Below are 18,882 nucleotides of genomic sequence, written 5' to 3'. Positions count from 1 at the left end.
CTCTCGTGCGGCCGGATGCCGGATCGCGGGCAGACTAACCGGTCGGTATGTCAGGAGGAAAGGGGCGCGGCCCCTAGCGTGGCGGGATGACGCTGTCGCGACGCGGGGTGCTGGGGCTGGCGGGGGCCATCGGATCGGCGGGCGCCCTGGGAGCGGCGGGGCCGCTCCGGTCCGCCGGGGCCGACGGGCCCGCCGGGGCAGGCGGAGCCGCCGGGTCCGGCGCGGGCGGGGCGGCCGGGGCGGCCGGGGCGGCCGGGGCGGCCGGGGCGGCCGGGGCCACGGTGGCAGCCGGCCGGGTGCGTACCGGCTTCGAGCGGCTCGCCGCGGACGGGTACGCCGCACTGGCCGGGCAGAAGGTCGGGGTGGTCACCAATCCCACCGGGATCACCGCAGACGCCCGGCACCTGGTCGACGTACTGCACGCGGACGAACGGGTCGACCTGGTGGCGGTGTTCGGGCCCGAGCACGGCTTCCGCGGAACGGCGCAGGCGGGCGACTCGGAGGGGGCCTCCCGGGATCCGGCGACGGGGCTGCCGGTGTACGACACGTACGACAAGAGCGGGCAGAAGCTCGCGGACGTGTTCACGGCGGCGGGGATCGACACCGTCGTCTTCGACATCCAGGACGTCGGGGCGCGCTTCTACACCTACATCTGGACCCTTTACGACTGCATGCGCGCGGCCGCGCTCGCCGGCAAGGCGGTCGTGGTGCTGGACCGGCCCAATCCGGTGGGCGGCCGGCGGGCCGCGGGGCCCGTGCTGGAGCGGCCGTACGCGAGCTTCGTCGGCCGGGAGCCGATCGCCCTCGCGCACGGGATGACGGCGGCCGAACTGGCCCGGCTCTTCAACGGCGAGTTCCTGACGGACCACCCGGTCAGGCTCCGGACGGTGGCGATGTCCGGGTGGCGGCGGGAGTCGTTCTTCGCGGAGACCGGGCTGCCCTGGGTGCCGCCGAGCCCGAACATGCCGACCCCGGACACGGCCCTCGCGTACGCCGGCACGTGCCTGTTCGAGGGGACGAACCTCTCCGAGGGGCGCGGGACGACCACGCCCTTCGAGGTGGTCGGTGCGGAGGGGATCGACCGGCGGTGGGCGGAGGCGGCGAACGCGCTGGGGCTGCCCGGGGTGTGGTTCCGGGAGGCGTACTTCACGCCGACCTTCTCCAAGCACGTGGGGAAGGTGTGCGGCGGGGTCCGGCTGATCGTGCACGACCGGGAGGCCTTCGACCCGGTACGGGCCGGGATCGGCCTGCTGATCACGGCGCGGCGGGTGTGGAGCGGCTTCGGCTGGCGCGCGGACCACTGGATCGACCGGCTGACCGGCTCGGACCGGGTGCGGACGCTGGTGGACGCCGGGGCGGACGTGGACGAGGTCGCGGGTGACTGGGCGGCGGGGCTGGCGCGCTTCGGGGCGGTGCGCGAGGGGTACCTGCTGTATCCGTGATCCGACCGCGCCGGAGGGCTGGCCGGGCGGGCTCCGCAGCAGGATGCTGACTGCACCCGGAGGCACGGCGTGGAGGGGGACGTCATGGCGGACATCGGTGGCGGATTCGGGATCGGGGTCGGGAGCGGAAGCGGGGTCGGGGTGCGGCCGTACGCGGAGCTGACCTTCGACTCCGAGGGGGACGTGGACCGGGGCACGCAGGGGGCGGTGTCCCGGATGGAGGCGACCGACCTGCTGGTCTTCGCGCACGGCTGGAACAGCGACCGGTCCACGGCGACGCGCCTCTACGACCGTTTCTTCGCGCCCTTCGAGGCGCTGGTGGGGTCGGGGGTGCGCCTGGGATACGTGGGTGTCGTATGGCCCGCGATGCGCTTCTCCGACGAGCCGATACCGGACTTCGACGCGCCGGGCGTCCTCGCGGAACCGGGCCTCGGCAGCGCACTGGACCCGCTCACCCGCCGGGCGCTCGGGGAGTTCTGGCCGGAGCGGCGGGCGGAGCTGGACCGGGTGGCGGAACTGCTGGAGGAGCAGCCGGATTCGGCGGCCGCCTTCATCGAGTTCGGCGCCCTGGTACGCGAGTTGGCGGGGGTGGACGCGGTGCCCGCGGCGGTCGCGCCGGCGGTTCCCGCGATCTTCACGGACGATGTGCTGGAGGTGTGCCGGGCCCTTTCCGTCGCTCTGGTCAGGGCGGGCGCGCCGGGCACGCCGGGGGCACCTGCCTCGGCGGGCCCCGACGGTCCGGGGCTCACGGTCGGCGGCGGGCTGCGCGGGCTGTGGGGCGGCGCCAAGGAACTGCTGCGGCAGGCGACGTACTACAAGATGAAGAAGCGGGCGGGCGTGGTCGGCGAACGGGGCCTCGGCCCCGTACTGGCCCAGCTGGCGGCCGCCCGCCCCGCCCTGCGGTTCCATCTGATCGGGCACAGCTTCGGGGCGCGCGTCGTCTCCTTCTCCTTGCGCGCGGTGCCGGACCGCGCGCGGTACGTGAAATCCGTGACCCTGCTCCAGGGAGCCTTCTCCCACTACGCGTTCGCCGACCGGCTGCCGCACGACAAGGGCAACGGCGGTGCCCTGCGCGGGCTCCAGCACCGGGTCGACGGGCCGGTGGTCGCCTGCCATTCCGCGCACGACTCGGCCCTCAAGGTCTTCTACCCGCTGGCCTCCCGGATGGCAGGGGATTCGGCCGGACTGCTGGGTTTCGACGAGCGGTGGGGCGCCATCGGACACGACGGGGTCCAGGCGGTCCCGGGCGCGCCCCGGCTGAGCCTCGACACCGCCCTGCGCGAGGGGGTGCCCACGGCCGGTTGCGTCAGCGTGGACGCGGGCTCCGTGGTGCGGCGCGGTGGCGCCCCGTCGGGGGCGCACAGCGATATCTGCCACGAGGAACTGGCCCGGGTGGTGGTGACTGCGGGGCGCATGGGGCGCTGAGTTCTGGCCATGTGCCACCCGCACGCCTCGACCGCCCCCGCATGCGCCTGCCTCCGGCCGGGCATGTTGGGCACATCGGCGGAGGTGATGGTGTGATGGCGGGATTCCGGAGTCTGGCCTACCAGGTGCGCGACGCGCGCAATGACCGGGCCTTGCGGCGCCATTCACTGCGCCGCTGCCTGGAGCGGTTCGCTCCGTACGGGCACCGGGCCACGTGGTGGCACCTGTGCGACCGGCACGGGATCGCCCCGGAGGACCGGGGGGCCGATCCGCTGCGGCTGGTCGCCGCCCTGGAGGAGCTGGAGGACGCGCGGGCGGTCTGGCTGGAGTACGAGCGGCAGTTCGCGGAGCGACGCCGGCGGGAGAAGCACCACGGGCTGCGCCGGCCGGAGTGGGCCTGGGGCGGGAGCGGGGACGCGGTGGTGCGGTGCGCGGATCCCGGGGTTCGGCCGGAGGGGGCGCTGGGCGAGGTGCTGCGCAGGCTGGTGCGGGCACTGGAGTCGGGTCCGGGGACCGCGTGTCCGGTGTGCGGGGACACCGAGCTGCACTGGCCGGAGGTGGCTCCGGTCGGCCCCTGGGCGGGGGCGCTGGCCTGGGACGGGCCGGTGTGCGCGGGCTGCGGGATCGTGGTGCCCAGACCGGCCCTGGTGGACACCCCCTCGGTGGGAGCCGCGTGAGACCGCCGGTGCCGACGCCGGTTCCGGTGTCGTTGAACGGCTCGCGGAGCGCCGCGGACGGCCCGGCCGTGCCGATGTCGCCGCAGGCGCTGGCGGAATCGGCGCTCGCGGCCGTCGGCGCCGGGGCCGGGGAGGTGCTGGTGCATCCGCGGACGCCGTGCGGGCGGGAGAGCCTCTCGCCGCGGGTGATCGGACCGGTGCTGGAGGTGCTGCGGCGTACGGGGGTCGGCGTAGCGCTGTCGGTGCCGGTGTCGATCGCGGCCGAGCCCGAGCCCGTGGGGCGGCTGGAGCGGGTGGCTTCGTGGACGGTGCTGCCGGACCGGGCAGTGGTGCGCTTCGGGCAGCCGGGTGCCGCGGAGCTGGCGCAGGCCCTGCTGGCGCGGGGGGTCGCGGTGGACGCGGTGGTGCCGCTGGGCGGTGCGGCCGGGCCGGAGCCGCTGGCCGCGTTCCTGGCCTGGCCGGTGCGTGAGCCCGGGCGGGTCCGGCTCTCGGCCGAGCTGGCGGCGGCCGATCCGGCCCTGGTCGCGGGGCTGCGCGCGCTGCCGCCGGTACCGGTGCTGCTGTACGGGCGGGACGCGGCCGCCTGGCCGGTACTGCGGCTGGCCGCGCGGTGCGGTACCGGCGTGCGGACCGGCGTAGGCGATGTGACACATCTGCCCGACGGGCGGCCGGCCCGGTCGAATGCCGAACTGGTCACGGCGGCCCGGGAAGTGGTGGCGCGGGACGTGGTGGCGCGGGACGTGGTGGCCCGGGACGTGGTGGCCCGGGCGGCGGCTACAGCCGCGAGCCGGTGAGCCGCTCGCCGAAGGCGTCGTCCGGGTTGGACAGCGCGCAGGTCTCCATCGACAGGCAGCCGCAGCCGATGCAGTCCGTCAGGTGGTCGCGCAGGCGGCCGAGCCGGGTGATGCGTTCGTCGAGTTCGGCGCGCCAGGCCTCGGAGAGACGGGCCCAGTCCTCGCGGTTGGGGGTGCGCTCCTCAGGGAGCTGGGCGAGCGCCTCGCGGATGCTGGCCAGCGGGATGCCCACGCGCTGGGCGGCGCGTACGAAGGCCACCCGGCGCAGCGCGTCACGCGTGTAGCGGCGCTGGTTGCCGGAGGTGCGGCGGCTGCTGATCAGGCCCTTGGCCTCGTAGAAGTGGAGCGCCGAGACGGCCGCGCCGCTACGGGCGGACAGCTGACCGACGGTGAGCTCGTGGATTTTCTCGGGAATCTGCGGCACCCGGTCGAGCGTAGCCGGAGGTCCGTTGACATACGCATACGCCCCCCAGCATGCTGAGCAAGCGCTTATTCGTCCGTCAGTCGTCCGCGAGAGACAGGAACAGGGCATGGCCGAGCCGAGGGTCTTCACGTCCGCCGAGGAGCTGCACGCCGGGATCGGCGAACCGCTCGGCCCCAGCGAGTGGCTGGAGGTGGACCAGAAGCGGATCGACCTCTTCGCGGACGCCACCGGCGATCACCAGTGGATCCACGTGGACCCGGAGCGCGCGGCGGGCGGACCCTTCGGTTCCACCATCGCGCACGGCTATCTGACGCTGTCGCTGCTGCCCAGCCTGGTACCGCAGATCATGCGGGTCGAGGGCATGCGGATGGGTCTCAACTACGGGACGAACAAGGTCCGTTTCCCGGCACCCGTGCCGGTCGGCTCACGGCTGCGCGCCGTCGCCGTGATCACGGAGGTCGCGGAGGCGGGCGGCGGCGTACAGGTCACGGCCACCGTCACGGTCGAGCGCGAGGGCGGCGACAAGCCGGTGTGCGTGGCGGAGTCGGTGTCGCGCTACTACTTCTGAGGGCCCGGCCGCGCGGCGACCATGCGGAGCACGAGGTCGGCGTAGAGCCCGCCGACCTCGTCGGGCGTACGCTGCCCGGCCGTGTTGAACCAGCGGGCCACGTCGATGCACAGCGACAGCACGGCGAGGGTGGTGCCCGGCACGTCGGGGACGTCGAACTCCCCCGCGGCCACCCCGTCGGCGATGATGCGGCGCACGGCCGCGTCGCTCTGTCGGCGCAGCGCCACGATCTCGGAGCGGTGCTCCGGAGCGAGAGCGTCGAGCTCGTACTGGACCACGCGCGCGGTGGTGTGGTGCGCCGCGTGCCAGCGCACGAAGGACCGCACGGCGGCATCGAGCCGGTCGGCGGCGCTGCCGGGGCCGTCGGCGGCGGTGGTCAGGATCTCCAGCGCCTTGTCGTGGCCGATCCGGCTGATCCTCTGGAGCAGCTCTTCCTTGGTCTTGTAGTGGATGTAGAGCGCGGCCGGGCTCATACCGGCACGGCCCGCGATGTCACGTGTGGTGGTGGCGTGGTACCCGCGCTCGGCGAAGGCGTCGACGGCGGCGACGAGCAGCCGCCGAGCGGCGTCGGGGGTGACCTCGGACCACGGCCGGTAGCCGTCGACCGTTTCCTCCGCGCTGCCCATCGCTCACTCACCCTTCACCGTGTGGAAGTGAACACCCTACCGGAGGGTGAGCAAGCGCTTAGCGATGTCGGGCCGGCCGGGCCCGGCGGGCCGGCTATTTCGGCGCGAAGGGGTCGTACTCGGCCATGATCTTCTCCATCCTGGCCTGATCCACCCGGCTGACGATCTGCGTGACCTCCTGGCGGTCGCGGATCACCTTGGCGAGGGTGAAGGCCGAGGTGGTGAGGTAGAGGACCGCGATGCCGAGGAAGGCCCGGACCCAGCCGTTCGCCTCCAGGTTGTAGATCCCCACGGCCACGGCGCCGATGGCGATGCCGAAGGAGGCGACGGCCTGGCCGTAGTACGCCCCCGTGCTCTGCTGCTTGACCGGTGTCTCGTTCATGGGTCGAGCATCGGGCGGACGGCGGGAGAGCACATCCGCACGCGTACTCATACGGGTACTCAGAAGGCGGAAACCCCGGTGCGGGCACGGCCGATGAGCAGCTTCTGGATCTGGCTCGTGCCCTCGTACAGGGTCATCACGCGGGCGTCGCGCAGCAGTTTGCCCGCCGGGTACTCGTCGATGTAGCCGTACCCGCCGTGCACCTGGAGGGCGTTGCTCGCGGCGCGCACGGCGGCCTCGGAGGCGAAGAGCTTGGCGGTGGAGGACTCGGTGGCGAAGGGCTGTCCTCGGTCGATGAGGTCGGCCACCCGCCAGGTCAGCAGGCGGGCGGCGTCCACGTCGACCGAGATGTCGGCGATGAGCTCCTGCACCAGCTGGTGGTGGGCTATGGGCCGGCCGAACTGCTCGCGCTGGGCCGCGTACGAGACGGCCGCGTCCAGGGCCGCCTGCGCGATGCCGACGCAGCCGGCGGCGACCGACATCCGGCCCTTGGCGAGGGCGGACATGGCGACCGAGAAGCCCTTGCCCTCGGGGCCGAGCATCGCGGCGGCGGGCACGCGCACGCCGTCGAGGACGAGTTCGGCGGTGGCCTGGCCGCGCAGGCCGAGTTTGCCGTGGATCTCGCGGCGGGTCAGGCCCGGGGTGTCGGTGGGGACGAGGAAGGCGGAGACCCCGCGGTGGCCGGGCTCGTCGCCGGTGCGGGCGAAGAGCAGCACCACGTCGGCCCAGGTGCCGTTGGTGATGAACATCTTGCTGCCGTCGAGGACGTACGCGTCACCCGTGCGCACGGCGCGGGCGGTGAGGCTGCCTGCGTCGGAGCCGGTGCCGGGCTCGGTCAGGCCGAAGCAGCCGAGCGCGTCGCCGGAGCACAGGCGGGGCAGCCAGGCGCGCTTCTGCTCCTCGGTGCCCCAGGCAGCGATGGTCTTGGCGACCAGGCCGAGGGAGACGGAGACGATCCCGCGCACGGCGGAGTCGCCGCGTCCGAGTTCCTCGGTGACGAACACGTAGGCGAGGTGGTCACCGCCGGAGCCGCCATACTCCTCGGGGACGGTCAGGCCGAGGAAACCGAGCGCGCCCAGCTTCTTCACGATGGCCCGGTCCACGCTCTCGGCGCGGTCCCACGCGGCGGCGTACGGGACGACCTCGCGCTCGGTGAACTCGCGGGCGAGCCTGCGGACGGCGGTCTGCTCCTCGCTCAGCTCCAGATTCACCGGGCACCTCCGGGGCGGGATCGGCGCCTTTAACTAGCACCGGTAGTTTATGGCGGGCAGGCCCTACTATGTGGCGCATGGCCAGACCGCGCAAGCCCCTCCTCAGCCGGGACCGCATCATCGAGGCGGCCGGCGCCCTGGTGGACGCGGAGGGGCTGGAGGCGGTGTCGACGCGGCGGCTGGCGGCCGCGCTCGGGGTCAGCGGGCCCTCGCTCTACAACCATTTCCGCACCAAGGACGAGATCCTGGACGCGGTGGCGGACGCGGTGAGCGCGCGGGTGGACCTGTCGATGTTCGACGGCGGCCAGGACTGGCGGGCGGCTCTGCACGCGTGGGCGCACTCGTACCGGGACGCCTTGGCGGACCACCCGAACATCGTGCCGGTACTGGCGCGCGGGCCGGGCCGCCGGCCGGCCGGGCTGCGGCTGGCGGACGCGGTGTTCGGGGCGATGACGGCGGCGGGCTGGCCGGCGGCGCAGGCGACCCGGATCGGCGCGCTGATGCGGTACTTCATCCTGGGCTCGGCGGTGGCCTCCTTCGCCGGGGGGTTCGTGGACGACCGCACGGCCTACGACCCGGCGGACTACCCGCACCTGGGCCAGGCCCACCTGCTGGCGGAGCGCGGGCGCGAGGTGGACGAGGGCGCCTTCGAGACGGGCCTGGCCGCGCTGCTGGACGGACTGGCCCTCCAGTACGAGGCGTTGAGGGAAACGGCGTGACGCAGGAGCACACCTACCTGGTCACGGCGGTGCGGGCCGACGACGCGGTGCGCGGCCGCGCACGGGTGCGGGCGGTCGACGCCGGGGCCTGCGCGGTCACCGGGCTCCTGGTGTCCTCGTCGGCGCCGCTGTGGCCCACCGGCCCCGGCGGGCGGACCGCCCTGGAACTGGCCCGTCACTGACGCGAGAGCGGCGCCGAGAACGAGTTGCGCCACCGGACGGGGCACCGGGCGCCGGCGGAGCTCAGCCGGGTCCCGGACGGCGACGCGCCGCAGGTCCACATGGGTCACACGGGTCACACGGGTCACACAGCGATCCCGTGCCTTCCGAAGGCCGCCTACGGGATACGGACTCCTTCGCCGAGCTCCTCGCCCGCGCCGATCCGTCGGTCGAGATCCAGATCGAGGCGCTCCGGGCCCTCGTGCTGCTCGACGACCCGCGGGGCGAGGAGGTGTCGGACCGGCCTACTAGTGCTGTGGCCGGGAAGGCTTGCCGGGTTGCGTCGTCCGGTGCATGGGGTCTCCCCAGGCCCGCAGGACCTAGGGGAAACATCGCAAGGCGGAGGGCCGCGGCTCGTAGTGGACGTACTTGCGCGGTCCGACAACCTGGGGTCCCCCCGACGGAGTCTGGGGGATGAGGCGCCGTACCGGGCGTCGTGGCCCGGTGAACCTTTCCGGTCACAGCGCTAGAAGACGATGAGGGAGCGGCCGCCCTTGCCCGCCAGCATGGCGTCGAAGGCGGCCGGAATGCCATCGAGGCTGATGCGGTCGGTGACCAGGGCGCCGAGGTCGAGGCGGCCCGCGCGGACGTGCTCGGCGATCACCGAGAGGTCGCGGGCCGGGTCGCTGTTGCCGTAGACGCAGCCGGTGAGGGTGCGGGCGAAGTGGAAGATCTCCATGGAGTGGAAGGTGACCCGCTGCTCCTTGCCGCCGATGCCGACGACCGTGGTGCGGCCGCCGCGCCGGGTCGACTCCCAGGCGCCCCGGATGGTCTCGGCCCGGCCGACACACTCGACGGCGACATCGGCGCCCTGACCGCCGGTCAGCGCACGGATCTGCTGGGCGGTGGTGTCGGAGGCCAGCACGAACTCGGTGGCTCCGGCCGCACGGGCCAGTTCCTCCTTGGCCGGGGACACGTCGACGGCGATGACCGGGCCGGCCTGCGCGATCCGGGCGGCCTGAAGGGCCACCAGGCCGACCCCGCCGGCCCCGAAGACGGCCACCGACTCGCCCGGGCGGACCTGGGCGCTGTGGTGGACGGCCCCGTAGCCGGTGAGGACGGCGCAGCCGAGGAGGGCGGCCTCGGCGAGCGGGATCCCGGCGGGGGCGGGCAGCACGCAGTTGGCCGCGACGAGGGTCTCCTCGGCGAAGGCTGCCACATTCAGCCCGGGGTGCAGTGGGGTGCCCTGCGCGTCATGCGCGTAGACGGCCCCGACCCCGGTGAGCGCCGTGGCGCAGAGCCAGACCTCACCGATCGTGCAGTGGTGGCACTCTCCGCAGGACGGGGCCCAGTTGAGCACCACGCCGTCACCGGGGGCGACGTGGGTGACGCCCTCCCCCACCGCGAGGACCGTGCCCGCGCCCTCGTGGCCGAGGACGGCGGGCACGGGAACCCGCATGGTGCCGTTGCTGAGGGAGAGGTCGGAGTGGCACACGCCGGCGGCGGCGAGCCGCACCCGGACCTGCCCGGGGCCGGGATCCGGCAGCACGATGTCCCGTATCTCCAGCGGAGCTCCGGCGGCGGGCAGGACAGCGGCGCGGACCATGGTCGTCATCTCGTCTTTCCGGTGCGGGGCGGGTGCGGCAGGTCGGGCGGGTACGGCGGGTCGGACGGGTCGGACGGGTCGGACGGGGGGATCAGAACTGCAGGGACTTGGTCTGGAGGTACTCCGCCAGGCCGTGCGCGCCCAGCTCACGGCCGACACCCGACTGCTTGTAGCCGCCGAAGGGCGCGAGCACGTTGAAGCGGCCGCCGTTGATGTCCACCTGCCCGGTGTCCATCCGGCGCGCAAAGGCCACGGCCGTCGCGTCGTCGGCGGCCCAGACGGCGCCGCCCAGGCCGTAGACGGTGCCGTTGGCGATATTGAGAGCCTCCTCCTCGTCCTCGTAGCGGAGGATCGACAGCACCGGGCCGAAGATCTCCTCCTGGGCGATGGTCATGTCGGGCGTGACGTCGGCGAACACCGTCGGCGCCACGAAGTACCCCTGCTCCAGCGGCGCGTCGGGCCCGCCGGCGACGAGGCGCGCGCCTTCCTCCAGGCCCTTGGTGATGAAGCCGCGGACGCGCTCGTGCTGCTTGGCGTTGACGACCGGGCCGACGCGGACACCGGCCTCGCGGGGGTCGCCGGTGGGGTAGTCGGCGACGGCGGCGGCCGCGAGCGAGACGGCCTCCTCGTAGTGGTCCCGGTGGACGAGCATCCGGGTGAGCGCGTTGCAGCTCTGGCCGCTGTTGTTCATGACGTGCCCGACGCCTGCCGCGACAGCCTTGACCAGGTCGGCCCCGGGCAGGATGACATTGGCCGATTTGCCGCCCAGTTCGAGCGCGACCCGCTTGACGGCGGCCCCGGCCGTGGCGCCGATCTGCTTGCCGACCGCGGTCGAGCCGGTGAAGGAGACGAGGTCGACTCCCTCGTGCGCGGCGAGGGCCTGGCCGGCGACCGGACCGGTACCGGTCACCAGGTTGAAGACTCCGGCTGGGATGCCCACCTCGTGCACGGCTTCGGCGAAGAGCTGTGCGGTCAGCGGGGTGTCCTCGGCCGGCTTGAGGACGAGGGTGCAGCCGGCGGCGAGAGCGGGCGCCACCTTTGCAACGACCTGGTGCAGCGGATAGTTCCAGGGCGTGATGGCCGCGACCACACCGATCGGCTCCAGCAGCACGATGGAGTTCCCGACCCGCTCCTCGAAGGCGTACGAGGAGGCGAGTTCGGCATAAGAGGTGGCCACGGCGATCGGCGCTCCGACGTGGACCGCCTTCGAGAAACCGAGCGGGGACCCGAGCTCGGCGGTGATGGTCTCGGCCAGCTCGCCCGTGCGGGCCAGCAGTGCGTCGCGGAGCGCGCCGATCAGGGCGGCCCGCTCGGCCGGGGCCGTGGCCGCCCAGCCGGGGAGGGCCGCGCGGGCCGCGCGTACGGCCGCGTCCACATCCTCTTCGGTGCCGGCCGGGACCTGGGCGATGACCTGGCCGTCGGCCGGGTTCACGACCTCGATCAGATCGCTGCCGACGGCGGGCCGCCACGCGCCGTCGATGTACATCCCGTCGTGGGCCTTCATGGCATTCCTCCCGAGCACGCACGAGCGCGTAGATCCGACCTCGCGAACACCCTACAAACTAGCGTCGGTAGTTTTTACCGGCCAGGGGGCACCGAATTTCAGATGATGCCGAAAAGCATCCCTGCCGCGAGGACCACGAGTGAGGTCAGGGCCGCCCATTTCACGGTGAATCGGGTGTGGTCGCCGAACTCCACCTTGGCCATGCCGACGAGGACGTAGACGGCCGGAACCAGTGGGCTCGACATGTGCAGGGCCTGACCGACGAGGGAGGCACGGGCGATCTCCAGCGGGGAGACCCCGTGGGCGGCGCCGGCCTCGGCCAGGACGGGCAGGACACCGAAGTAGAAGCCGTCGTTGGACATGAAGTAGGTGAGCGGCAGGCTGAGCAGGCCGGTGACCAGTGCCATGTGCGGGCCCATGCCCTCGGGGATGGCGCCGACGAGCCAGTCGGCCATGTGCTTGACCATGCCGGTGCCGGTGAGGACTCCGGTGAAGACGGCGGCGGCGAAGACCATGCCGGCGACGTTGAGGACGTTGTCGGCGTGGGCGGCGATCCGGGCCTTCTGGTCGGGCATGTGCGGGAAGTTGACGGTGAGGGCGAGGGCGGCGCCGAGCAGGAACAGCACCGGGATGGGCAGCAGCTCCATGATCATGGCGGTGAGAAGGGCCACGGTGAGGCCGGCGTTGAACCAGTAGAGACGGGGCCGCAGGGTGGGGCGGTCCGGGTCCAGGCCCTGGAATCCGTCCTCGGGAGCGGGGGCAGAACCGTTCCCGTGCGGGGCGACGGCGGCCGGACCCGTGGAGGAGGCCGCGGAACCCGCGGACGCGGTGGCTCCGGCGGACCCTTCGACGAACGTGGACGTCGTCTCGGCGACGGCCGCGGCGGCCGTGCCGGGCGCGGCGGCCATGCCGGGCGCGGCCGGGACCAGCTCCGCCTCGGCGGCCTCCGGCGCCGCCTGGCCGGGCAGCACCAGCGTGCCGACCCGGCGGCGCTCCTTCACACCGAGGACGTACGCGAGGACGAACACGAACAGCAGGCCCACCGCGAGCGCCGGAATCATCGGGACGAAGATGTCGGCGGCGTCGAGCTTGAGGGCGGTGGCGGCGCGCGCGGTCGGACCGCCCCAGGGCAGGGTGTTCATGACGCCGTTGGCCGTGGCCGCGACGCCCGTCATCACCACCAGGCTCAGGCCGAGCCGCTTGTAGAGGGGGTACATGGCCGAGACCGTGATCATGAAGGTGGTCGATCCGTCGCCGTCGAGCGACACGATCGCGGCGAGGACGGCGGTGCCGACCACCACCCGCATCGGGTCCGCCTTGCAGAAGCGCAGGATGCCGCGGACGATCGGGTCGAAGAGGCCGACGTCGATCATCACGCCGAAGTAGACGATGGCGAACATCAGCATGGCGGCGGTCGGGGCGAGCTTGCCGACGCCTTCGATGACGTAGTCGCCGAGGTGCGCGCCCTTCCCTGCGAACACGCAGAAGAGTGCGGGGATGAGGACGAGCGCCGCGATGGGCGACATTTTCTTCATCATGATCAGGACCAGGAATGTCGCGATCATGGCGAAGCCGAGGAAGGTCAGCATGTGGGGAAGGTAGGTGCCCCCTCCGTACGCCAACAAGACGTCTGCGCGTGAGCAATACGAGCAAAACCCCAGCTCAGGGCAGTGGTGTGAGCTCGACGGGGAAGCCGTTGAGCACCGCCGTGCCGGACAGCCGGTCGATGCGGGTGCCGTCGAGCAGCTGGTTGACGTTCACGCCCGGCGTCGCGGCGGCCACCGACAGCCGCGAGCCGGGCCGGTCGTGGCCCCAGCCGTGCGGAAGGCTCACCACGCCGCTACGGATGGCGTCGGTGACCTCGACGGGAACCTCCAGGCTCCCGCCGTCGGCGGTGATCCTGGCCTGCCCGCCGTCGGCGAGGCCGAGCCGGTCCGCGTCCTGCGGATGGACCTGAAGTGTGCAGCGGTTGGAACCTCCGGTGAGGGCCGGGACGTTGTGCAACCAGCTGTTGTTGGACCGCAGATGGCGGCGGCCCACGAGCACCAGGGCGGCGGGGCGGTCGGCGAGCGCCGCGCGCAGCCTGGGGAGCTCGGCCGCGACCGGGTCCGAGAGCAGCTCGATCCTGCCGCTGCGGGTCTTCAACACGCCCGGGAGCCGGGGCTGCAGCGGGCCGAGGTCGATGCCGTGCGGCGCCTGCCGCAGATCGTCGAGCGTCAGGTCGTACGGGCCGGTGCGCAGCATCAGGTCGAGGCGCCGCTCGGGGCCGGTGCGGCCGGTCAGCCGGAGAGCCAGCTCCTGCGGGTCGCCGCCGTGGAGCGGTGAGTGGGGATCGGTGACGGCTCGGGCCAGGCTGTCGGCGATGACGCGCTCGTCGACGGCCCCCGGCGGCGCTCCGTGCAGCCCGGAGACCGCGAGGATCAGGCGCGCGTGGATCTCGCACTCGTCCATGCGCCCGTCCGCCGGCGGGAGGGCGGCGGGCGAATAGCGGGCCTGGTTGCGCACGGCGAACCCGTTGAACGCGAAGTCGAAATGCGCGCTCTGTGAGGGCGGCGGCGGTGGCAGGACGACGTGGGCGTGGCGTGAGGTCTCGTTCAGGTAGGGGTCGACCGAGACCATGAAGTCCAGCCCGGCCAGCGCCCGGTCCAACCGATCGCCGTCGGGTGCGGACAGGACCGGATTGGCGGCGATGGCCAGCAGGACCCGGATCCGCCCGTCACCCGGGGTCTCGATCTCCTCCGCGAGGGCGGCCATGGGCAGCTCGCCCTTGACCTCGGGATGGCCCGCGACCCGGCTCGACCAGCGGCCGAGGGCGAATCCCTTGCCCGGTCCCGCGGGGCGGCCTGCGGGGGCGGTCGCGGAGAGCGGGAAGAGGGCTCCGCCCGGCCTGTCGAGATTGCCGGTGAGGATGTTCAGTACGTCGACCAGCCAGCTCGCGAGCGTGCCGAACTCGACGGTGCAGCTGCCGATCCGGGCGTAGACGGCGGCGGTGGGTGCGGCCGCGAGCTCGCGGGCGAGCGAGCGGATCTCGGCAGCGGTGAGGTCGCATGCGGGTGCGACCGCCTCAGGAGTGAAACTCCCGAGCGCGGCGCCGAGTTCCCCGATGCCGTCGCAGTATTCCTCCAGCGTTCCGGGGTCGGCGAGCTTCTCCTCGATCAGGGTGTGCGCGAGGGCGGCGAGCAGCAGCGCGTCGCTGCCCGGGCGCGGCGCGAGGTGGCGGTCGGCGAGCGCGGCGGTGCGCGTACGGCGCGGGTCGACGACGACCAGGGTGCCGCCGCGGGCGCGCAGGGCCTTGAGCCGGCCCGGGAAGTCGGGGGCGGTGCACAGGGAGCCGTTGGACTCGACCGGGTTCGCGCCCAGGAGCAGCAGGAAGTCGGTCCGGTCGAGGTCGGGGACCGGGATGGCGAAGGGGTCGCCGAAGAGCAGCCCGCTGGACACGTGCTTGGGCATCTGGTCGAGGGTGCTGGCGGTGAAGAGGTTGCGGGTGCCGAGGCTCTTGAGCAGCAGGGGCGGGTAGAGGGCGCCGGCCATGGTGTGGACGTTCGGGTTGCCGAGTACGACCCCGACCGACTGGGCCCCGTACTCCTGGACCAGGGCGGGGACGGCGGCCGCGATGGCCTCGAAGGCCTCCTCCCAGGTGGCCTCGCGCAAGTGGCCGTCGCGGCGGACGAGGGGACTTCGCAAGCGGTCGGGGTCGGAGTCGAGCGCTCCGAACGCAGCCCCCTTGGGGCAGATGAAGCCGCGGCTGAAGACGTCCTCGCGGTCACCGCGGGCTCCGGTGACCGCGCCGTCCGCGAGGGTCAGGGTGAGGCCGCAGGTGGCTTCGCAGAGGGGGCAGATACGCAGGGCGGTGCGGGACATGGGCCCTCCAGGGCGGCGGTCTGCGGCACGGGCACGGGCACGCGGAGTGCATCGAGCATACCGACCGGTACGCATGGAGGGGAGGGGTGTGCGGGACCGGGTGGATACGGGTGACGGCCGACACCTCTCCCGGGCCGGACGGGGGCAACGGCGGCGGCGCCGGAGCAGGGGCCGGGGCCGGACGGGGCCGGGGCCGGACGGGGCCGGGGCCGGGGCCGGAAGGGGTCAGTCCAGCACGCGGGCCAGGTACGCGTGCATCATCGCTCGGGTCTCGGCGACGATGCCGGGATCCCCGGCCGGGTCGGCACGGAAGGCGAGTTGTATCAGCGCGTCGGTGGCCTCGACGGCGACGAGGACGGCCCGCTCCAGGGTGGCGTCCGGGGTCAGGGCGAGATGCGCGGAGAGCAGTTCCGTCAGCCGGTCGGCGACCTGATGGTTGGGATCCGCCTCCGGCCCCTCGGCCGGAGGCGCGGGAACACCGAAGTCGACGAGCGCGAAGCCGGGAACGCTGCGCTTCATGGCCAGGTACTCGTCCAGTACCGCGTCCACGACGGGGCGCCAGTGGGTGGCCGGGAGGTCGGCGAGCCGGTCCGTGATGCCGTCGACATAGCGGTCCAGGTTGCGGTGGGCGAGGGCGATGGCCATGGCCCGCTTGTTGCCGAAGAAGCGGTAGACGGAACCGATCGGCACGCCGGCGCGCAGGGCCACGGCGCGGGTGCTGAGGTTCTCGTACCCGGTCTCGTCCAGCAGCTCGGCGCAGGCGTCGAGGATCCGGGCGAGCCGGTCGGCGCTGCGCTGCTGGATCGGCGTTCGGCGCAGGGAGTGGGCGGGAGGCACGGGGTCCATCATGCCGCTCCTCGCTTCTCGGTTCTGTGGGGGGATCAGTTCAGCAGAAGACTGAGCCCTCCGACGGTGTAAGTGATCATCAGCACCAGCAGCGGCAGTTGCCCGGCCACCGCCTTCGCGGGCGGGAAGAGTCGCACGGACCGGTCGTGGGCAGCGACGACACCGAGGACGTGACCGGTGACGACGGCGATGACCTGAAGGGCCGCGAGGCCGCCGGGACCCAGCGGGGGCACGGGTTCGGGGGCGTTGTCAGTGCCGAGTGCCATTCTTACTGTGCGTGGTCCTTCGACTACCAGGAGGGAGAAGTAGTGGGCGATGAGATAGCCGAGCGCGATCGGTACGAGTGAGTGCGCGAAGGCGGTCAGCGGGCCGGGGTGCGGGCCGCTGACGAGGCGGGTGGCGGCGGCGCAGAGGCAGTAGAGGGCGGCGACGAGGGCGATGGAACCGAGCAGTCCGAGTGTGGCCGTGGGGATGCGGCCGAGGGGGGAGGTCTGTATGGCGTTGATCCACGAGGGGTTGTCGGAGAAGCCGTCGTAGGCGGTGGAGCCGAGCAGGACGCAGACGGTGGCGACGAGTCCGGGCCGCTCGGGTGTCGCGTCGAGTCCGTGGAAGGGGTTACGGAGAACGAGGCGGCCGTCGCTGCGACGGCCGAGGGGGGCGAGCCGGGCGAAGAGGGCGGAGTACGCCTCGAAGGCGTCGCCGTCGTCGAACCAGCGCTCGCCGAAGCGGGCGGCGAGCAGGAGTTGAGCGGTGGCGTAGGCGGTGATGGCGATCAGGAGGGTGGTGGTGGATGCGGGATCAGGAGCGACGAGTTCGAGCCAGGTGAAGCCGAACAGTCCGGCGGCGGCGGGCCACTGACCGAGCCGGGCGGGGAGGGGGCGGCCGGGGCCGCGGACGGGCAGGGCCCGGGAGAGCAGGCGGTGCAGGGTGCGGAGCGGGTTGAGCAGGCGCCAGACGGGGCCGAGGAGGAGGGAGGCGGGCACGAGTCCGACCCAGAGGAGGACGTAGACGGCGCCGGGAGCGGGGTTGTGCGCGGGGTCGTCGGGACCGAGGAGGAGGTGGAGCAGAACGGCCGCCGTGGCGGCGAGCCCCAGTGCGCGCAGGGCGGTTCGGGTGGTGTGCGCGTCGGCCACCCGCTGGAGGGCGGCGGGCAGGGCGAGGCCCGAGCGCGCTCCGCGGAAGCGGGAGGTGGACCAGAGCAGGCCGAGCGCGAGAAAGGAGACGAACAGCGCGGCGAAGGCACCGGCGAACGCATAGAAAGGAGAGATCGGCAGATCGTGCTGGGACCCGATCCCGTGCGCGAGCGAGGTGAGCGGATCGGCCGGGTGAAGGACCACGCCCTGGCTGTGGCCCCCCTCGCCGGCGCCCGGGGCGAGATCCGGCCCGAGCGGGCTCACCGTCTCTCCGCCCGGGGCGACGTCCCGTCGGCGGCACGGCCCGGCCGCCCGGACTCCGGCCCGGGTCCGGACGGCCGGGACCGGACGCCGCTCGGGAACGCGGGCGGGACGCCGGGCCGGGCGGCCCGGGTCGCGGGCCCGTGCGCGGGTCCTGGTACAGGTCCAGGGCCCAGTACGGGTCCAGGCCCAGCCGCAGGACCCTGTGCGGGCGCAGGGCTCGGTGCGGGCACAGGACCCGGCACGGGCACAGGACCCGGCACGGGCACAGGACCCGGCACGGGCGCGGGGCCCGGTGTCGGCTTGGCTGCGGGCCGTGGCGTCGGCCCGAGCTCGACTCTGGCCAGAGGGCTGGGTTCGGGGCGGGGTGGGGTCATCGGACGAGGAGTTGGGTCAGGACGAGGCTGGACTCGTGGGTCTCGACCTCGAAGAGGCCCGTGCGGTCGGCCGTCAGGATCAGGGTGGCCTCCTGGCCTGCCGGCAGGGCGAGTTCCTTGTCGTAGCCGTGGACGTGCAGGGTGTCCGCGCGGTCGCTCGTGACGCGCAGGGCCACGCGCTCTCCGCGCCGCAGCTCGGTGCGGGCGGGGGCCGGGCTGACCTTGCCGTCCCGGACGGTGATGGTGACCGTGCGGTCGGCCTGCTCCGGCGCCGGGGTCTGGCTCGGCGGCGGGGTGTCCCCGTGGCTGTGTCCGCCCGGCTGGCCCGGGGCGGTGGCGGTGAGCTGGGCCGTGCCCTCGACCGGTTTGCCCGAGACCGCCCAGGCGGTGTGGTCGTCCGCGTAGAGGCGGACGGTCAGGGTGTGCGTGCCCTCGGGGACCTGCGCCGCGGGCAGGTGGAACCAGGGGCCGTACAGCCGGGCCAGCTTGCGTCCGTCGAGCTCCAGGTGGGCGTGGCCCGCGCCCGGGAGGGCGGCGCCGCCGGTGCTGTCCGGGGTGAAGCGGTAGTTCGTCACCGCCAGTTGGAGGTTCCAGCCGTCCTCCGAGTCCGGGCGGACGGTCAGCTGGACCTCCGGCGCGCCCTGGGCCGGGACCTCGCGGAGCCGGTGGCCGGTGCCGTCGGTGGCCGTGAGCAGGGTGCCCACGCCTCCGGAGGCCTGCTCGTGGCTGGTGCCGGGCTTGTGGTGGGTGGTGGCCCGCCCGCCGCAGCCCGTCGCCGCGCCGCCCGCGAGGAGCAGGGCGAGGGCGAGCAGGGCCGCGGCGCGGGCGGTCCGGCGGAGCCTGCGGGCCGCGCGGGGCGGCGTACCG

At 73.5% G+C, this 18,882-nt stretch carries 18 protein-coding genes; 7 read left to right on the top strand and 11 right to left on the bottom strand.

Translation table 11 applies throughout. The features are described from left to right. The first annotated feature begins 86 nt into the window (after window positions 1-86). The 4 genes from ACFY0D_RS32985 (at window position 87) to ACFY0D_RS32970 (ending at window position 4,338) form a co-directional block, all read left to right on the top strand. Window positions 87-1,442, top strand: coding sequence for an exo-beta-N-acetylmuramidase NamZ domain-containing protein (locus ACFY0D_RS32985; protein WP_390801617.1), 1,356 nt, complete (start codon window positions 87-89; stop codon window positions 1,440-1,442). A gap of 84 nt (window positions 1,443-1,526) precedes the next feature. Further along, the gene (locus ACFY0D_RS32980; RefSeq protein ID WP_390801616.1) at window positions 1,527-2,867 is read left to right on the top strand and encodes a serine-threonine protein kinase; all 1,341 of its coding nucleotides are present in this window, start codon (window positions 1,527-1,529) and stop codon (window positions 2,865-2,867) included. Between the two features lie 95 nt (window positions 2,868-2,962). Then, window positions 2,963-3,544 (top strand): hypothetical protein, encoded by a 582-nt coding sequence (locus ACFY0D_RS32975; protein WP_351160781.1) that lies wholly within the window; start codon window positions 2,963-2,965, stop codon window positions 3,542-3,544. Window positions 3,545-3,570: 26 nt separating this feature from the next. Continuing rightward, complete coding sequence (locus tag ACFY0D_RS32970) at window positions 3,571-4,338, top strand: 3-keto-5-aminohexanoate cleavage protein (protein WP_390801615.1); 768 nt, start codon at window positions 3,571-3,573, stop codon at window positions 4,336-4,338. Here ACFY0D_RS32970 and soxR read toward each other — a convergent pair. After that, window positions 4,319-4,762, bottom strand: a complete 444-nt coding sequence (soxR, locus tag ACFY0D_RS32965; RefSeq protein ID WP_301372142.1) for a redox-sensitive transcriptional activator SoxR — start codon at window positions 4,760-4,762, stop codon at window positions 4,319-4,321. The genes ACFY0D_RS32970 and soxR overlap by 20 nt on opposite strands. Window positions 4,763-4,868: 106 nt before the next feature. On the opposite strand from soxR, the gene ACFY0D_RS32960 reads away from it, so the two are divergent. Then, a complete protein-coding gene (locus ACFY0D_RS32960; protein ID WP_266598305.1) occupies window positions 4,869-5,330 on the top strand; it encodes a MaoC family dehydratase in 462 nt (153 codons plus the stop codon). Here ACFY0D_RS32960 and ACFY0D_RS32955 read toward each other — a convergent pair. The 3 genes from ACFY0D_RS32955 to ACFY0D_RS32945 all read right to left on the bottom strand — a co-directional run bounded on the left by ACFY0D_RS32955 (window position 5,321) and on the right by ACFY0D_RS32945 (window position 7,549). Further along, entirely contained in the window at window positions 5,321-5,956 is a 636-nt protein-coding gene (locus ACFY0D_RS32955; RefSeq protein ID WP_382538274.1) for a TetR/AcrR family transcriptional regulator, read from the bottom strand. The two genes, ACFY0D_RS32960 and ACFY0D_RS32955, sit on opposite strands and share 10 nt — an antisense overlap. Window positions 5,957-6,050: 94 nt before the next feature. After that, the gene (locus ACFY0D_RS32950; RefSeq protein WP_030011866.1) at window positions 6,051-6,338 is read right to left on the bottom strand and encodes a YiaA/YiaB family inner membrane protein; all 288 of its coding nucleotides are present in this window, start codon (window positions 6,336-6,338) and stop codon (window positions 6,051-6,053) included. A gap of 59 nt (window positions 6,339-6,397) precedes the next feature. After that, window positions 6,398-7,549, bottom strand: a complete 1,152-nt coding sequence (locus tag ACFY0D_RS32945; protein WP_390801614.1) for an acyl-CoA dehydrogenase family protein — start codon at window positions 7,547-7,549, stop codon at window positions 6,398-6,400. Window positions 7,550-7,617: 68 nt separating this feature from the next. Between ACFY0D_RS32945 and ACFY0D_RS32940 the strand changes: the two genes are divergently transcribed. Together ACFY0D_RS32940 and ACFY0D_RS32935 are read left to right on the top strand one after the other, a co-directional pair. Then, window positions 7,618-8,268, top strand: coding sequence for a TetR/AcrR family transcriptional regulator (locus tag ACFY0D_RS32940; protein ID WP_390801613.1), 651 nt, complete (start codon window positions 7,618-7,620; stop codon window positions 8,266-8,268). Then, window positions 8,265-8,450 (top strand): hypothetical protein, encoded by a 186-nt coding sequence (locus ACFY0D_RS32935; RefSeq protein ID WP_390801612.1) that lies wholly within the window; start codon window positions 8,265-8,267, stop codon window positions 8,448-8,450. Before ACFY0D_RS32940 ends, ACFY0D_RS32935 begins: the two co-directional genes overlap by 4 nt. A gap of 503 nt (window positions 8,451-8,953) precedes the next feature. On the opposite strand, the gene ACFY0D_RS32930 is transcribed toward ACFY0D_RS32935, so the two are convergent. The 7 genes from ACFY0D_RS32930 to ACFY0D_RS32900 form a co-directional block, all read right to left on the bottom strand. Continuing rightward, window positions 8,954-10,033, bottom strand: a complete 1,080-nt coding sequence (locus ACFY0D_RS32930; RefSeq protein WP_390801671.1) for a Zn-dependent alcohol dehydrogenase — start codon at window positions 10,031-10,033, stop codon at window positions 8,954-8,956. A gap of 91 nt (window positions 10,034-10,124) precedes the next feature. Beyond that, window positions 10,125-11,537, bottom strand: a complete 1,413-nt coding sequence (locus ACFY0D_RS32925; RefSeq protein ID WP_390801611.1) for an aldehyde dehydrogenase family protein — start codon at window positions 11,535-11,537, stop codon at window positions 10,125-10,127. A 98-nt stretch (window positions 11,538-11,635) separates the two neighbouring features. Further along, the gene (locus tag ACFY0D_RS32920; RefSeq protein ID WP_390801610.1) at window positions 11,636-13,126 is read right to left on the bottom strand and encodes a CitMHS family transporter; all 1,491 of its coding nucleotides are present in this window, start codon (window positions 13,124-13,126) and stop codon (window positions 11,636-11,638) included. Window positions 13,127-13,199: 73 nt separating this feature from the next. Continuing rightward, complete coding sequence (locus tag ACFY0D_RS32915) at window positions 13,200-15,398, bottom strand: molybdopterin oxidoreductase family protein (RefSeq protein WP_390801609.1); 2,199 nt, start codon at window positions 15,396-15,398, stop codon at window positions 13,200-13,202. Between the two features lie 225 nt (window positions 15,399-15,623). Further along, window positions 15,624-16,244 carry a TetR family transcriptional regulator gene (locus ACFY0D_RS32910; RefSeq protein ID WP_390801608.1) on the bottom strand — a complete coding sequence of 207 codons (621 nt, stop codon included), beginning with the start codon at window positions 16,242-16,244 and terminating at the stop codon, window positions 15,624-15,626. Window positions 16,245-16,279: 35 nt separating this feature from the next. Next, on the bottom strand, window positions 16,280-17,581 hold the full coding sequence (locus ACFY0D_RS32905; protein WP_390801670.1) for a hypothetical protein: 1,302 nt from the start codon (window positions 17,579-17,581) through the stop codon (window positions 16,280-16,282). 430 nt (window positions 17,582-18,011) lie between these two features. Then, window positions 18,012-18,827 carry a hypothetical protein gene (locus tag ACFY0D_RS32900; RefSeq protein WP_390801669.1) on the bottom strand — a complete coding sequence of 272 codons (816 nt, stop codon included), beginning with the start codon at window positions 18,825-18,827 and terminating at the stop codon, window positions 18,012-18,014. Window positions 18,828-18,882 lie beyond the last annotated feature (55 nt).

It is taken from the genome of Streptomyces sp. NPDC001502 (assembly GCF_042894785.1).
GTDB lineage: Bacteria > Actinomycetota > Actinomycetes > Streptomycetales > Streptomycetaceae > Streptomyces > Streptomyces kutzneri.
The sequence above is the reverse complement of the archived record's forward strand: the minus strand, read 5'-3'. Positions and strand labels throughout refer to the sequence as shown.